The organism is Rhodococcus sp. P1Y (assembly GCF_003641205.1).
Taxonomy (GTDB): Bacteria; Actinomycetota; Actinomycetes; order Mycobacteriales; family Mycobacteriaceae; genus Rhodococcoides.
Map to the genome: position 1 here is coordinate 1,618,252 of NZ_CP032762.1, position 14,994 is coordinate 1,633,245.

Below are 14,994 nucleotides of genomic sequence, written 5' to 3' on the forward strand. Positions count from 1 at the left end.
CTCCGTCTTCGTCGGCTGAATGATGAAACCTGCGAGGAATGTGCTCGTCGCGCCACGACTCTATGAGAATTCGACGCCCTCTCGCCACTTTCGCCGTGTGTGAGCCTTCACTGCTCGATCTAGCAGGCCAGCGAGAAGGGCAAATGGAATAGGGTTCGGCAATGCCTTTTACCTTCCGGGCGGCGTGATGGCCGTTCCCGTTGCTGCTCCTACCCCGCTGACCGGTAGCTCGATTCTGAGACGCACGGTCATGCGTCAACGAGCACGGATGATCATCTCGTCGCTGTTCTTCTGCGTGCATCAGTTCTGCGAGACCATGGTCCCGGTCGCGATCGGCCTCATCGTCGGCCGCGCCATCGACACAGGCGACGGCCGGGCAATGATCATCTCGTTGATCGCGCTGGCGGGACTGTTCGTCGTGCTGTCCTACGCGTACCGCTTCGGCGCCCGCATCATCGTGGTCGCCATCGAACGTGAGGCGCACATGATGCGCGTCGAGGTCGCGGGACGAGTCCTGGATCCGCGTGGCGTCCGCACCGACCTGGTCTCGGGTGAACTGCTGACGGTGTCCACCTCGGACGCCGAGAAGACCTCCTGGATTCTCGACGTCATCGCTCGCACCGTCGCCGCGATCACCGCGACGGTGGTCTGCGCGGTTGCTCTCCTGATCATCGACATCCCCCTCGGTATCGCGGTTCTCGTCGGCACTCCGGTCATCATGTATCTGCTTCAACGGGCAGCGCCGCTGCTGACCCGCACGGCGACGACGCAGCAGGCCGAGGTCGCCCGCGTGTCCGGGATGGCTACCGACTTGGTCAGCGGCGTGCGGCCCTTGCGCGGGATCGGGGCGGAGACGGCGGCGTCGGTGCGCTTCCACGAATCCAGCCGCACGGCGCTGGGTGCCACCATGAAGATGGCCAAGGCCAACAGTGTGTACGTCGGATTCTCGACGACGGTCAGCGCTTTGCTGTCGGTCGGGATCGCCGGTACGGCAGGCCTGTTCGCGCTTCAGGGTCGAATTTCGGTGGGTGAGTTGATCACGGTCGTCGGCCTGTCGCAGTTCGTCATCGAGCCGCTCACCACGATGTCGCGTCTGCCCGGGGTCGCCGCGATCGTGCGTGGATCGGCTGACCGACTCGCGCTGGTTCTCGGTGCCGATCACGTACTGAACGACAGTGGTACCGGCGCGCCGACGAGCACCGAGGTGGCCGTCAGCGGCGTCACGTACCGCTCGCTCGACGGGTTCGACATGTCGGCGGCGCCGGGTGAACTGCTCGGCGTCGTTGCCCTGCGCGCGCAGGACGGGGAAGCGCTGGCTGCGGTGCTGTCGGGGCAGATCGGTGCCGACGACTACCTCGGCACCGTAACGATCGGTGGACGCGCTTTCGGTGATCTCGCATTGCACGAGGTGCGCCGGACCGTATTGGTCGAGCCGCACAACACCGATCTGTTCGCGGGCACCGTCCGCACCAATGTCACGGCCGGCCGCGACCGAGAGGACCACGAACTGGACCGCATCCTCGTCGCCTCGGCAGCGACCGATGTCGTCGAATTGCACGAGCGGGGTCTCGATCACGCCGTCACCGATCGCGGGGCGTCGCTGTCCGGTGGTCAGCGTCAGCGTGTGGCGCTCGCGCGTGCTCTGTCGGTCGCCGCGCCCGTGCTGGTCCTTCACGATCCGACGACGGCGGTCGACGCGGTCACCGAGCACTCCATCGCCACCGGAATCAAGGATCTTCGACACGTCGTGGAGCATGCCCAGACGACTGTGCTGATCACGACCAGTCCCGCGCTCCTCGCGGTGACGCACCGGGTGCTCGTGGTCGACGACGGCCGCGTCGTCGCCGAGGGCACACACCACGATCTTGCTCTGAACGACGAGCGCTACAGGGAAACGGTTCTGCGATGACAACGGCGAACACTTGGGAGCCAGAACTCCTTCCCATCGCGACGGGAAAGCGGTCGTGGGCCTTCCTGTCCGGCGAGCTGAAGGGCCGAATGGGCCTGGCGCTGGTGACGTTGGCCATTTCGGCTGTCGCTGCGGCGATGTCGCTGATTCCCGTCTACGTTTTCGGTGTGCTGGTCGACCGAGTGACCGATGGTGCGCCGACGTCGACGATCGTCTCCGTCGTCGCGATCATCACGGTCGCGGCCGTCGTCGGTGGCGTGTTCACGGCGCTGAGTGGCTTCATGATCAGCAAGCTCGGCGAGGGCATCCTCGCGTCGCTTCGTGAGCGCGTACTCGGCCGTGCACTGCATCTTCCGGTGGGAACGCTGGAACGAGTGGGCAAGGGAGACTTGCTGTCCCGGGTCGGCGACGACGTCGCGGTCATGGCCAAGTCGATCGGCGAGGTCATCCCCAACATCGTCTCGGCGCTGTTGCTCGTCTCGCTCAGCGTCGTCGCCATGCTGAGCCTGGACTGGAGACTCGGTCTCGCAGGAATGGTCGCCATCCCGATGTACGTGATGGCACTGCGCTGGTACCTCCCCAAATCCGCGCCCCTGTACGCCGCCGAACGTGTGGCCATGGGTGAGCGTTCGCAGGCACTCATCAGCAGCATGCAGGGCGCCCGAACCGTTCGCGCCTACGGACTCGAGGAAGCGCACCTGGCCGAGATCGACAAGGCGTCGGGCAAGGCGCGGGACATCGGCATCGATGTCTTCCGGCTCTTCACTCGCTTCGGTTCGCGCAGCAACCGCGCGGAATGCGTTGGTCTGTCGGTGATTCTCGCTGCCGGCTTCCTGTTCGTGCAGGACGGCCACGTGACGGTCGGTGAAGTAACCGCGGCCGCACTACTGTTCCATCGATTGTTCAATCCCATCGGCATGCTGATGTTCTCGTTCGACGACATCCAGTCCGCCGGTGCATCTCTCGCGCGTCTCGTCGGCGTCATCGATATTCCCGACGAGCGTGCCGTCGGAACCGGGGCGAGCCCCGTCGACAGTCGGCTGGAGGTCACGGGACTTCGGCATTCGTACGAATCCGGGCACGAGGTGCTGCACGGAATCGATCTGACGGTCGGAGCGGGGGAGACTGTTGCACTCGTGGGTTCGACGGGCGCAGGCAAGTCCACAATCGCCGCGATCGCAGCAGGATCCATCGACGCGAGCGCCGGTGAGGTACGCATCGGCGGTGCGACACTGCAGGATCTGGGCGCCGACGGTCTGCGCAGGCACATCGCGATCGTCAGCCAGGAAGTGCACGTGTTCTCGGGTTCGTTGATCGACGATCTGCGTCTGGCGGCTCCCGACGCGAGCGCCGAGGACGTGCGAGCTGCATTGGTCACCGTAGGCGCACACACGTGGGTGGATGCGCTCGACGACGGTCTCGACACTCAGGTAGGAGAGGGCGGGCGCGAGCTGACTTCGGCTCAGTCCCAACAGCTTGCGCTCGCCAGGCTCGTGCTCTCCGACCCTGCCGTCGCCGTCCTCGACGAGGCGACTGCCGAAGCCGGAAGTTCCGGTGCGCGTGACCTCGAGGCCGCTGCCGAAGCCGCAACGCGCGGCCGAAGCACGTTGATCGTTGCGCACCGACTCACCCAGGCCGCTGCGGCCGACCGGGTCATCGTCCTCGAACACGGCCGAATCCTCGAGCAGGGCCCGCACGACGAACTCGTCGCCGCCGGTGGGCGATATGCGGAGCTGTGGTCGGCGTGGAGTGCGCGCTAGCGCGCCGGTGAGTGCGTGATTACCGCCGAACGTAACTACGCGCTCACGACCCCTGACCAGGTCGTGAGCGCGTAATTACCGCGGGGCGTCATTATTCGCGCACGGGTGGCGGAGCCACATGGACCCGCAGGCCGGATTCCCCGGGTGAGAGCTCGGGCTCGAGCACGAAGCGGGCATCGTAATCTCCGCCGTTCTGATGGCGGAACGCTATCGGTTCATCGGTGAACAGCTGGTCGAGTCTGCGTGCGACCAGTTTTTCGGCGACGGTATATCCCTGTTCTGTCATCCGGTCGGCACTCGGAATCAGCACGGGCGGTAGGACAGACATGCCTGTGTACCAGAAGAATCCGTGCTGAATCGGGAACAGTAGCTCGTCGAGGCTGCCGTTGATTCCTCGCGGCGCAACGGTGTGTTCGCTGCCGCCCATGGTGGTGACGATCAGAGCCCGCTTACCTGCCATCAGGCCGTCACCGTAGCGCCGGGTTCCGCCTTCGGGGTTGCGGATTCCGTAACCGAACCCCTCGATGAACACCCGGTCCACCCAGCCCTTGAGAATCGCAGGCATCGAGAACCACCACAGCGGAAACTGCAGTACGACGGCATCTGCGCGTCGCAGTTTTTCCTGTTCGGTGGCTAAGTCGTCGGCGAGCGTCCCGCTTCGAAGGGCAGTCGACGACGCCGTCGCGACGAGCATGCGATCGGCGAGGTTGTGGCCGTAGTCGGCAGCGTCGACGACGGGGTTCCAGCCCATCGCGTACAGGTCGGATTCTTCGACGGTGTGGCCCGCGTCGGCGAGGCTTTTGAGTGCGGTGTCACGGAGGGATCCGCTCAGGGATCGTGGTTCGGGATGCGCGAATACCCACAAAATGTTCATACGACGAGCCTGCGCGAGTTCCGGAGCTGGAACCAGTGGCCTAGACGACAACATGTGAAAGAATTCGGCCATGCACAAGGTTGTCGTGTTCGTTCGTGACGGTCTGCTTGCGATGGAGTTCGGTTCGGTGCACCGACTCTTCGGCCAGGCCAGGTCCGAGGACGGTGTACCGCTGTACGACGTCGTGACCTGCACGTCGACGCCCGGTCCTGTGCGAACCGACGCCGACGTGGACATCTATGTCACGAGGGGTGTCGAGGAGCTGGAGAGCGCAGACACCGTGATCGTGCCTGCGTCGGACCTCGACTACGGGCCCTCCCGGCACGACGTAGGTGGCCTTCTCGACGCTGTGCCGGCACACGCGCGCATTGCCTCGATCTGCACCGGGTCGTTCGTGCTCGCGGCGGCGGGTCTGCTCGACGGCAAACGCGCGACGACGCATTGGAACTCGGCGGATCAGTTCCGCGCTCAGTACCCACGGGTGTTGCTCGAGCCGAACGTGCTCTACACACACGAGGGCAACATCCTGACCGCCGCAGGCGAGGCGTCGGGAATCGATCTGTGCCTGTACATGATTCGATGCGATCACGGCTCTTCCGTCGCCAATCGAGTTGCGCGGGGTACCGTCGTTCCGCCCCACCGAAGTGGAGGTCAAGCTCAATACATCGACAGCCCGGTCCCGCGGACGACTGCCACATCCACCGCCGACGCACAGGCTTGGGCGGTCGCCAACCTGAGTGAGCCGTTGAGTCTCGAGATGTTGGCATCGAAGCAGTCTATGAGTGTGCGTACGTTCACGAGGCGCTTCACCGCAGAGGTGGGAATGTCGCCCGCGAAATGGATTGTGCAGCAGCGTCTCCACCGCGCGAGAGAGTTGCTGGAGAACACCGACTACACCATCGACCGCGTCGCCGCCGAGGCAGGTTTCGGGACAGCCACCTCGATGCGTCAGCAGTTGATGGCGGACATCGGGGTATCGCCGAGTGCGTATCGGTCGACGTTCAGGGTTGTGCACTGAGCGCTTCGAGGTTCTTGTCGGTGCCCTCGTGCAGTATATGCATCGGTCGACAGTCTGATCGGAAAGCCGAATGGGGTTCGGGATGTACGAAACACGGAGTGGTACAAAACTGGCGATACCGAATGGCGTGTTCGGAGCGCTGTTGGGTGGAGCGTTCGCTGGTGCGGTCATGGTCGTGGCGGCACTCGTATCCATTGCCTCGATGTGGGGGTTGGTGGCGGGTTACGATGCTGGCTGGATCAACGTCGTTCGGGACTGGGCGTGGCTCGTGGCCACAATGTCCTATACCACGGCGTTTCTCGTCTACATCGCGGTGTACTTTGCGTCGATTCCCGTTGTATCCAACAGCGACATCTCGGTGCCGACGTGGCTCGGAATGTTGGTTCGATCGGTGTGGGGATCCGCGACCGTAGTGTGGTTTCTCGCCTCCCTTGCGTTGTTCACGGCAGTGAAGTTCGTCGACTCAACGGTCTGGGGCGGAGGTCTGTATGTAGGTGTGTGCACAGTGCTGGTGGCCGTGGTCGTGACTGCAACGACGATAGCGACGAAGGAGGTCGCTCGTGTCATTCGTAAGGCTGCTGGTAGTCCACTCATCACCGATGGCGTCGATCCGGATTACCGTGAACACGAAGCGTTTTCCATCGATAGTGCTTGGAGGTCGGCGGGATCGGATTGGGTGGCACCAGGATCGATTCGTGAGATGTCGACGGCCCTCCGTTACGGTCGGATGGCGCAGTCACGGTCGACTGCCCTTCACTATGTAGGCAAAGGCATGACGCTGGTCTTCGGGTCTCTCCTCATCTATGCGCTGGTGTGGTCGTTCAACGAGAGTCGACACCCCATAGCAACTATTGTTCCTACTATGGTCGCATTGCCACTTCTGGCGGGATTGGCAATGGAACGAAGAGTAGCGAATCTGAAGGTTCTGTGCGCGGACTACTCCGACGCTGCGCGCCGTTTGCTATCCGAGACCGAAGAGGTCGCTCCGCCGAGAGTATCTGCGGGCCAACGATTCTTGCAGATGCTAGGACTGTCGCGGGTGTAGCGCGTACCTATCCGGTCGTGAAACCGCCGTTGCTGTACAAGATCTGCCCGTTGATCCACGACCCCTGATCCGAGAACAAGAACCGCACCAGATCGGTTGTGTCGTCGGCTGTTCCGAGCCTTCCGGTTGGGGTTGCGCGGATGGCGTGCGCGCGCGTGGCATCGTCCATCCAACCCGTGTCGACAGGTCCGGGGTTGATGACGTTTGCCCTGACGCCCCGATCGGCGAGTTCGATTGCAGCTGCGGTGACGATTCGGTCCAGCGCACCCTTGCTCGCACCGTAGGGGAGATTGTGAGCGGTGTGATCACTGGTCAATGCGACGATTCTGGCGGCCGTATCGACCGAAGGAGGGAGCTCGGAGGCGAACGCTTTGATCAACAGCCACGTCGCACGGGCATTGACGGCGAAGTGACGGTCCCAGCTGTCGATGTCGGTGGTGAGGATGCTGCTGTCCACCGACTCACAGTGCGACAGAACGAGTCCTGTCACCGGTCCCAGTTGCCGTGCCCGACGGAGAATGTCAGCTGGCACGGTCGGATCGCCCAGATCGCCGGGCACCAGCGTGACCTCGGCACCGGCGTCACGGCATAGATCCGCAGTCAGCTCAGGGTCGTCGACGCGGCGTTCGTATCCGATGCGGTCGTCGTACGGAGTCCAGTAGTTCAGCGCGAGATTCCAGCCGTCTCGGGCAAGACCGACCGCGAGGTGCGAACCGATCGAGCGACCCCTGCCGACGCCGGTCACCACAGCAACCCTTGGACCCATCCTTCGACGGTAAATCCTGCAGCCAGGCCCCGCCAGCCAATTTCTGGCCTTCCCCCGGGCGTCGGCAGCCTTCCCGCGCGTGTTTCAGCGAGCGCGCGGGTTGCAACAGGTGTTTGGGCTGCAACCCGCGCGCCCAGCGAACTAGGTGACCGAATGAGTCATTCGGTCACCCCTTAAGCGGAGCAAACCCGCGCTAGTCCGCTTCCTTCTCCGCCAGGAACAGTTTTTCGATACGAGCTGCCTCGGCCTTTTTGTCCTCGGCGTCCTCCTGGTGCTCGGCGGCGTCGGCGAGTTCCGCTTCGGCTGGCGCGGATGCGGCCTTCTCGACCTTGTCGATCTGCTGCTTCTGAGCTTCCTCGGCTTTACGAGCCGATGCGGCACGCGACGCCGCGAGCTCGTCCGCCTTCTTCTTCTCGGCCGCTGCCTTCTCCTCGGCCTCACGGGCGGCGGTCTTCTTGCGCTCTTCGGCTTCGGCGCGAGCCTTTTCGGTCGCTTCCTCGGCGGCCTTGGCTGCTGCCTTGCGCTCGTTCTCGGCAGCTTCGCGCGATGCCTTCAGCTTCTGGTCGGCTTCGGCTTCCTTCGCGTCTGCCTCGGCTTCCAACTTCACAGCCTTGGCCATCTCGTCCGCGTGGTGGACCTGTGAAGCTCCGCGCTGCTGGGCGTCTTTGTCGCCGAGGATGGCGCCGATTTTCAGATCGAGCGTGCCAACGGTCTTTTCGTACGCCAGGCGCGCGGGGGCGTCGGGACTCCACGTCTGCACGACGTTGCTCTCGAACAATCCGAGCGGAACCCGGGCGAGCTTGTAATTGAATCGGAGGATGGTGATCGGGATGGTGATGAGGTTCACTGCGAATGTGCTCCTAGCTAGTAACGAGAATCAAGCATTACGACGTGCGCGCTCGGCCTCGGCGCGGGCGGCGTCGGCGGCGGCTACTTCCTCACGGTGACGGGCAGCCGCGGCGGCCTCTTCTTCGGTGGCGGCCCTGGCGTCGGCGTTGCCCTCGGTGACCGCCTCGATCTGTTCGGCACGGGCGTCGACCTCGGCATCGGCCACTTCCGCTGCAACCGTTTGAGTCTTTTCACGCTCGGCGGCGAGCTTCTGTGCCTGCGCGGTCAGCCGTGCCTCGTCCTCGGATGCGCGTGCGCTTTCCTCGGCTGCCGCTCGCTGATCGTCCGCGGCGTTCTTCGTTTCGGCCAGCTCTTCGCCTGCCTGCGCGGCCTGCGTCTCAGCAGCAAGCTCCGACGCCTTGGCTTCCTTCTTCTCGCGGGCCTGTGCGGCTTGGAGCTGTCCCTCGGTGGTGAGCGAGTCGTTTCCCGTCACCGCGCCGACAACCTCTTTCGCCTTGCCCTTGATGCCGTCGAGCAGGCCTTTTCTGGCTTCGGAAGATGCATTGTCGTCAGTCATGTGCTGTGGCTCCTAGCGCATATGTCGTTCGGTCCGCCGGACGGCGATGTGCCCTACTCGCGAGTACCCCCGCGCAAGCCCTGGAAACACCGCAGAAACCCGCCGGTCGGCTCCGTGTCGGACGCCGGTCGTAAACTCTTGCGAGCAGTTGCAACAGAAGAGGAGTCTCATGCCCACCGCCACGGTGAACGGGATATCGCTGAACTACCAGGTCAAGGGCGCCGGTCCGCTGGTCGTGCTCATCATGGGTACCGGCAGTCCAGGCCGAGTCTGGGACCTTCACCAGGTTCCGGCCTTGGTGAAGGCCGGCTACCGGGTGTGTTTTTTCGACAACCGCGGAATCGCGCCGTCCTCCGAGAGCGTTCACGGGATGACCATCGACGACCTCGTCGCAGACACCGCCGCCCTCATCGAGTTGGTCCGAACGGGTGAGGAGAAGACTGTCGTCGTCGGCACGTCGATGGGAGCGCGCGTCGCGCAGGAGCTTGCGCTGCGACGCCCCGAGCTGCTCGACAAGGCAATTTTCCTCGCCGGTCACGCGCGGCTCGACGAGTTTCAGAAGACGCTCGGCGAGGGCGAAAGGGCCCTGGCCGATGCCAAGACCGATCTTCCGCCCAAATACGCCGCAGCAATTACCGCGGCGATGAACCTGTCGCCGACGACGCTGGCCGATCCTCGGCAGGCCCGCGACTGGCTCGACCTTCTCGAGTTCTCCGTCGGACCTACCTCCGCAGGCGTGCGTGCACAGTTGGGAATGGACGAGAACTTCGACCGTGGCGCCGCCTACGGCAAGATCGGCATCCCGTGCTTGTCGGTGGGGTTCGAGCACGACCGGATGATTCCGGCGTACCTCAGCGCGGAGCTGGCGAAAGCGATTCCCGACGCCAAATACGTGGAGATTCCGGATGTCGGCCACTACGGCTACCTCGAACGGCCCGAGGCGATCAACGAGGCAGTGCTGGCATTTCTCCGGACGTGACCCACTACTGCGATACTGTGCGTTGCTAGGGTCAGGGGGCACTTCTTCCAAGAAGACTGCCTGTATACGTATGCGACGAGTGAGGCGAGATGAGTACCAATCCATTCGATGACGAAGACGGACGCTTCTTCGTGCTGGTCAACGACGAAGATCAGCACTCGCTGTGGCCGACGTTCTCCGAGGTTCCGCAGGGTTGGCGCGTTGTCTTCGGTGAAGACACCCGCGCGGCAGCTCTGAAGTACGTAGAGGAGAACTGGACCGACATGCGTCCCCGCAGCCTCCGTGAGGCCATGGAGGCCGACGCGGCTGCACGCCAGTCCGCTGAGGGAACTACTGAGTCCTGAGCCGGGGTCCTGACTAGGGCCTAGCCTTTCTTCTTCTTGAGATCGACAGAACCGCGTCGCCGACGAACAGTCGGGCGGCGCGGTTCTTCTCTGCGCCGAAGGGTGGGTCGTAGGAGCTCCTCGGTGCGGGCAAGGATCCGCGGCCGACGCAGCGTACGAGCTCCCCACTCACCCAGGACGACGCCTGCAGCCAACCCGACGCCGATACCGAACGCGGCGAACAGCGAGCTGATGCCGATCAGCAGTTGGTCGTTGATGATGGCGTATAGCCCCCGGTAGAGAGACAAGCCTGGCAGCAGCGGGGTGATTCCGGCGACCGCGACAATCAGTGGCGGAATCAGTGCGCGACGTGCCATGAGACCACCGGCGAAACCAACGACCGTGGCCGCGAACGCCGACGCGATGATCGGGCCAGTGTCGACCGTCTGCACCATCAGATACACGAGGGCACCGGCGAAGCCGCCGAAGAACGCAGCGGTCAGAGCCCGTTTTTCCGCGTAGCAGGCGAGCGCGTAGAACAGTGATGCGGCCGCACCTGCCAGCACTTTCGTCGGGACCTCGGTGATGTCCGGTGGTGGAGTGTTGCTGATGAGCGGCAGGTTGCTGCCGAGGATCGATGCAATTTTCAGGGACGTAGCGACGCCGGCGATGATGCCGCCCGTCATCATCAGAACTTCGAAAAACCTGGCCGACGCCGTGATCGGCGCCCCTGTGATGGCGTCCTGCACCGAGCCGACGAGCGAGAGCCCCGACAGCAACACCGTCACACCTGCGGCGATGATCAACGACGGTGACACGGACACGCCCAGTTGGTCCTGGAAGTTGTAGAGCGTGATGGCGGGGGTGGCAGCTACGAAGCCGCCGACTACCTGCTGGAAGAAGAACGGCAGCCCGGCGCGGTTGAGGATTCGGCCGATGCGGTCGATGACCATCGTCGTCAAGAAGCTAACGACGGCTACCAACGCGCCGCCGCCGAGAAGGACACCGATGGACGCCGCCAGCCCCGACCACGCAAATGTGGCCACCCAGCGGTTGTAAGGGTGCGGAGCCGTCGTGATCCGGTCCAGCGTCTCGCGAGCGGTCGCGGGCGGGATCAGTTTCAAGCGGACGCCGCGGATCAAGCGGTCGACGGCTGCGAGCCGGGTGAAGTCCATCGAGCGGTAGTGGACGATGCGCATCGTCGTCGACGGCGGACGCGTCGGGCCGCGGTGGGCGCTGATGGTGATGGAGTTGTACGTGACGTCCACGTCGCAGCGCGCCAAACCGTAGGTTGCGGCGATGTACTGCACCTGTGTGGTCGTATCCATGGCCGACGTTCCCGACGCCAGCAGAACCTCGCCGACGCGGACCGCCAGATCCAGCACCTCAGCGACGACGGCATCGTCCGCGAGGTCGATTGGCCGCAGCGGTGACGGCGCTGCAGTCGGTGTATCGATGGTGGCCCGACGCTCACCGGTGAGACGACTCAAAGACGTCGTCAAGTCTTGCAGGAAAGTCATGATCGTTTTCTGTAGCTGGGGTGATCCACCGACAAGGTACCTGTTTGGACTGTGAGTTCGGTGTGCGGATATGCTGGGTCCCGCACAACGCCTCCTTAGCTCAGCGGTAGAGCACTCGCCTTGTAAGCGAGCGGTCAACGGTTCAATCCCGTTAGGAGGCTCGTCGAGAAGGCTCTGGCCAGTGAAAATGGTTGGGGCCTTTTCTTTTTGGTCTGTAGTGGCCGCTCGTTTCAGCTGCGAGCCCGGTTCGTCCACCTGGGTTCAAGCGGTGTTTGCGACCTGGAGAATCGCCAGCTGATCGGCAGACAGACCGGGTTACCTTCCGAATGTGCTCGCCTTCCGATGCGAATGGTGCGGGCGCGACAGCAGCTTAGGTCTACGCGCACCCGCGGGCCGAACTCACGCGGCTGACGGACTTGGGTCCGCTGCATCGAGTGGCATTTACGTGGCCATGCCCGACGATCAGATCGGTACTCCATGACGTGACCACCCCGACGGGCGATTTCGAGGGATACCCTAACTCGGTGAAAAACGATGAGTCGGCGTTCGGCCGTTGGCGCCTCGGTGCTGTAGCAATCTTGTGCGCCGTGGCGGTGACCGCGTGCAGTCAGGACGCCACCCCTACCGGCGGCGACAGTGATGTTCGGGTGGTGCAGCACGCGTTCGGGGAGACGAGCGTCCCGACAGATCCGACGCGTGTCGCCGTCCTCGACGGTGACCGCACCATGGAGGCAGTCGTAGCGTTGGGTGTCGAGCCTGTTGCCGCTGTGAAACCCCCGCTGACCGGTGACTACGCCCCGGTGGTACGCGCCCGGCTCGCTGCCGAACCGACCGACATCGGCTCGGCCGACGTCGAGGTCAACGTCGAGGCGCTCATCGCAACCGCACCGGATTTGATCGTGATGCGTACGTCGGGTGAGGACAACCGGGACCTCTACGACCAGGTCAGCGCCGTCGCGCCCACTGTTGTGGTCGAATACACCCCGGCGTCGTGGCAGAGCACTCTCGAGCAAGTGGCTGGCTTCCTCGACGAAGAGGAAAGGGCCGACAGCTTGATTGCCGACTACCAGCGAGTGGTCGACGAATCCAGCGCACGTGCACCGCAAGAGGGCCGAACACTGACGGTTGCGAGGGTGCGCGCCGATGCGCTGCGATACATGACGCAGGACGGGTCCTTTCCCTACTCGGTTCTTGCCGACCTGGGCTATCGCGCTCCTGAACAGCAGGACCGTGGGTCGGATGCTGTGCAGACCGTCGATGTCAGCCCCGAATTGATCGATGTGCTCGCCGCCGACGACATCGTCTTGCTGACCGACGCCGGGACGGAGGACGCGGTGGCGCAACTGCGGCAAAACCCGCTCTTCACCGCGCTCGGTGCCCGTGTGACGGAGCTGCCGTCGAAGGACTTCCTTTTCGGCAACGTTCTGACCGCGCAGGCTCTGGTGGAGACTGCGTCCGAAATCGGTGAGTGAGATGTCGGTGTCGGGCCGCTGGGACGGGTGCGCGGTGCTGGCGCGTGAGAGCGAGGAATCGCTGCGGGGGACCGCAGCCAGAGCCGACGGATGGCTGCTGATCGAACACCGAGGTCCATGGGGCCTCGAACCGCTCGGCCCGGACGGACCGCTGGGGCGGACCGGTGTCGAGCTCGTACGGCGGTGCGCCGCTTCGGGTGTGCGGCCCCAGCTTGTTCGCGATCCGCACCGAACTCGTGAACATTCGGATGTGAGAAAAGCGTTCCTGGTTCATTCGGGTCGTAGTGGGCCGTGGATCGAGCAGTACACATTCGACAGTGTCGATCAGTTGCTGGAGCTCAATGTGGAGTCGGCGTCGACGAGCACGGCACCTGGACACGGAACGCCGGTCGAACTGCCCCTCTATCTTGTGTGCACGCACGGAAAGAAGGATCCGTGCTGCGCGGTGTTCGGGCGTCCGGTTGCGTTGTCCCTGAACCGACACCGCGGACGGGTGTGGGAATCCACGCACCTCGGTGGGGACCGCTTCGCAGCTGGGATGGTGGCGTTACCGGAGGGAAGTTACTACGGCAATCTCACCCCGACCAATGCCCAGGCCGTGGTGGATCGGCACGACTGCGGGCAGCTGACGATGGAGCACTACCGAGGCCGGTGCAGCGACCCGCCGGCCGTCCAGATTGCCGAACATGCCGTACGTACCAGGTACGGCATCACCGGGATCGACGACGTGCGCCCGACAGCGGTCACCTCGTCCGGAGTCGGGCAGGATGTCGTCGTCTCGACCGCATCGGGCCTAGTGCACGTGCATGTGGCTCCAGCACCCGAGGCTGCGCGCCGTACGACGTGCCGTTCGCTCACGTCTACGGTTCCCGACCACGGCATCGTCACTTTCTCCGATTCCGCCTTCGACGCCGCGCCAACCTACTGATCGCCCGACCTGCGGCGCCGACATCGACATCGGATCCGACTCGATTTATCACACTCCGTGGCCGACCTACCGACCGGCCGTTCGCTCGAAACCACACCGCCGCAGGGTTGTACGGGGTTTGCGCAAATTATCATCGCAGCGAATGACCACTGCGGTTCCCGTGCATCGCAGGCTACTGCTCACCAGGCGGTGTAGCCGCCGTCGACCAGCAACGTGTGCCCGGTGATCATCTTCGCGGCATCACCGGCCAGGAAGGCGACGGCGCCGACGATGTCTTCCGGTTCCCCGAAGCGTCCGGCAGGGATGCGGGAGAGCAGTGTCTGCCCCCATCCCGGTCGGTCGAGGGTGGAGGCGGTGAGCTCGGTGCGCACGAACGTTGGGGCAACGGTGTTGACTCGGATGCCGTGAGGTGCCCACTCGATGGCGAGTACCTTGGTGAGCTGATCGAGTCCGCCCTTGCTGGCGCAGTACGCCGCGCGTTCTTCGATGCCGACCGTGCCGGCTTGGGATCCGATGTTCACAACCACCGCACCCGCTGCGGCAGCCACCCAGGTCCGTGCCAGGGCCTGGGTAAGAAAGAATGTGCCCTTCAGATTGGTGCTCGCGACCGCGTCCCACTGTTGCTCGGTCACGTCGAGGGCAGGGGCTGGATGGTTGACACCAGCATTGTTGATCAAAATGTCGATTCCGCCCCCGATGCGTTCGGCCAGCGAGTCCACGAACCGCGCGATCGATGCCGTGTTCTGGACATCGAGAACCAACCCCGGAGTGGCTAGGTCCGACTCGATTTGCGCAGCCCCCGCCTCCGTCCGGGACGTTCCGTACACAGTGGCGCCGAGACTGGATAGGGTGCGGGCGATTGACTGCCCAAGACCTCTGTTGGCGCCAGTGACCAGCGCGCGTTTGCCGTCTAGCGTGAACGTGACCATGGCGGCCCTTCGGAGTGTGTGATGGGCGGGGGTGCGAGCCGACGACTCAGCCGCGATGAAGCATCC

At 64.0% G+C, this 14,994-nt stretch carries 14 protein-coding genes and 1 tRNA gene; 9 read left to right on the plus strand and 6 right to left on the minus strand.

What is annotated here, in order from left to right; all coding sequences use genetic code 11:
* Window positions 1–187 precede the first annotated feature (187 nt).
* A complete protein-coding gene (locus D8W71_RS07625; RefSeq protein WP_442972023.1) occupies window positions 188–1,909 on the plus strand; it encodes an ABC transporter ATP-binding protein in 1,722 nt (573 codons plus the stop codon).
* Window positions 1,906–3,669, plus strand: coding sequence for an ABC transporter ATP-binding protein (locus D8W71_RS07630; RefSeq protein ID WP_121112374.1), 1,764 nt, complete (start codon window positions 1,906–1,908; stop codon window positions 3,667–3,669). The genes D8W71_RS07625 and D8W71_RS07630 overlap by 4 nt, the downstream gene beginning before the upstream one ends.
* 91 nt (window positions 3,670–3,760) lie before the next feature.
* Here D8W71_RS07630 and D8W71_RS07635 read toward each other — a convergent pair whose 3' ends face one another.
* Window positions 3,761–4,543, minus strand: coding sequence for an NAD(P)H-dependent oxidoreductase (locus D8W71_RS07635; protein WP_121118773.1), 783 nt, complete (start codon window positions 4,541–4,543; stop codon window positions 3,761–3,763).
* 70 nt (window positions 4,544–4,613) lie between these two features.
* Between D8W71_RS07635 and D8W71_RS07640 the strand changes: the two genes are divergently transcribed.
* Window positions 4,614–5,561: a GlxA family transcriptional regulator gene (locus D8W71_RS07640; RefSeq protein WP_121112376.1), complete on the plus strand. Its 948-nt coding sequence runs from the start codon at window positions 4,614–4,616 to the stop codon at window positions 5,559–5,561.
* 127 nt (window positions 5,562–5,688) lie between these two features.
* The gene (locus tag D8W71_RS07645) at window positions 5,689–6,606 is read left to right on the plus strand and encodes a hypothetical protein (protein WP_153275336.1); all 918 of its coding nucleotides are present in this window, start codon (window positions 5,689–5,691) and stop codon (window positions 6,604–6,606) included.
* A 7-nt stretch (window positions 6,607–6,613) separates the two neighbouring features.
* Here the strand turns inward: D8W71_RS07645 and D8W71_RS07650 are convergent, their stop codons facing one another.
* The 3 genes from D8W71_RS07650 to D8W71_RS07660 form a co-directional block, all read right to left on the minus strand.
* A complete protein-coding gene (locus D8W71_RS07650; protein ID WP_121112380.1) occupies window positions 6,614–7,372 on the minus strand; it encodes an SDR family NAD(P)-dependent oxidoreductase in 759 nt (252 codons plus the stop codon).
* Between the two features lie 193 nt (window positions 7,373–7,565).
* Window positions 7,566–8,219, minus strand: a complete 654-nt coding sequence (locus D8W71_RS07655; RefSeq protein ID WP_121112382.1) for a hypothetical protein — start codon at window positions 8,217–8,219, stop codon at window positions 7,566–7,568.
* A 30-nt stretch (window positions 8,220–8,249) separates the two neighbouring features.
* On the minus strand, window positions 8,250–8,777 hold the full coding sequence (locus D8W71_RS07660) for a general stress protein CsbD (RefSeq protein WP_121112384.1): 528 nt from the start codon (window positions 8,775–8,777) through the stop codon (window positions 8,250–8,252).
* 169 nt (window positions 8,778–8,946) lie between these two features.
* On the opposite strand from D8W71_RS07660, the gene D8W71_RS07665 reads away from it, so the two are divergent.
* Window positions 8,947–9,756, plus strand: a complete 810-nt coding sequence (locus D8W71_RS07665) for an alpha/beta fold hydrolase (RefSeq protein WP_121118775.1) — start codon at window positions 8,947–8,949, stop codon at window positions 9,754–9,756.
* A gap of 89 nt (window positions 9,757–9,845) precedes the next feature.
* On the plus strand, window positions 9,846–10,100 hold the full coding sequence (locus tag D8W71_RS07670; protein ID WP_121112386.1) for an MbtH family protein: 255 nt from the start codon (window positions 9,846–9,848) through the stop codon (window positions 10,098–10,100).
* A 20-nt stretch (window positions 10,101–10,120) separates the two neighbouring features.
* Here the strand turns inward: D8W71_RS07670 and D8W71_RS07675 are convergent, their stop codons facing one another.
* Window positions 10,121–11,599 (minus strand): threonine/serine ThrE exporter family protein, encoded by a 1,479-nt coding sequence (locus D8W71_RS07675; protein WP_121112388.1) that lies wholly within the window; start codon window positions 11,597–11,599, stop codon window positions 10,121–10,123.
* Between the two features lie 89 nt (window positions 11,600–11,688).
* Here D8W71_RS07675 and D8W71_RS07680 point away from each other — a divergent pair.
* From D8W71_RS07680 to D8W71_RS07690, 3 genes are all read left to right on the plus strand, one after another.
* Window positions 11,689–11,760: transfer RNA gene (locus tag D8W71_RS07680), tRNA-Thr, on the plus strand.
* 363 nt (window positions 11,761–12,123) lie between these two features.
* Window positions 12,124–13,071, plus strand: a complete 948-nt coding sequence (locus D8W71_RS07685) for an ABC transporter substrate-binding protein (RefSeq protein WP_153275337.1) — start codon at window positions 12,124–12,126, stop codon at window positions 13,069–13,071.
* Between the two features lies 1 nt (window position 13,072).
* Window positions 13,073–13,999, plus strand: coding sequence for a sucrase ferredoxin (locus D8W71_RS07690; RefSeq protein ID WP_121112392.1), 927 nt, complete (start codon window positions 13,073–13,075; stop codon window positions 13,997–13,999).
* A 179-nt stretch (window positions 14,000–14,178) separates the two neighbouring features.
* On the opposite strand, the gene D8W71_RS07695 is transcribed toward D8W71_RS07690, so the two are convergent.
* The gene (locus D8W71_RS07695; RefSeq protein ID WP_121112394.1) at window positions 14,179–14,928 is read right to left on the minus strand and encodes an SDR family NAD(P)-dependent oxidoreductase; all 750 of its coding nucleotides are present in this window, start codon (window positions 14,926–14,928) and stop codon (window positions 14,179–14,181) included.
* Between the last annotated feature and the right edge of the window lie 66 nt (window positions 14,929–14,994).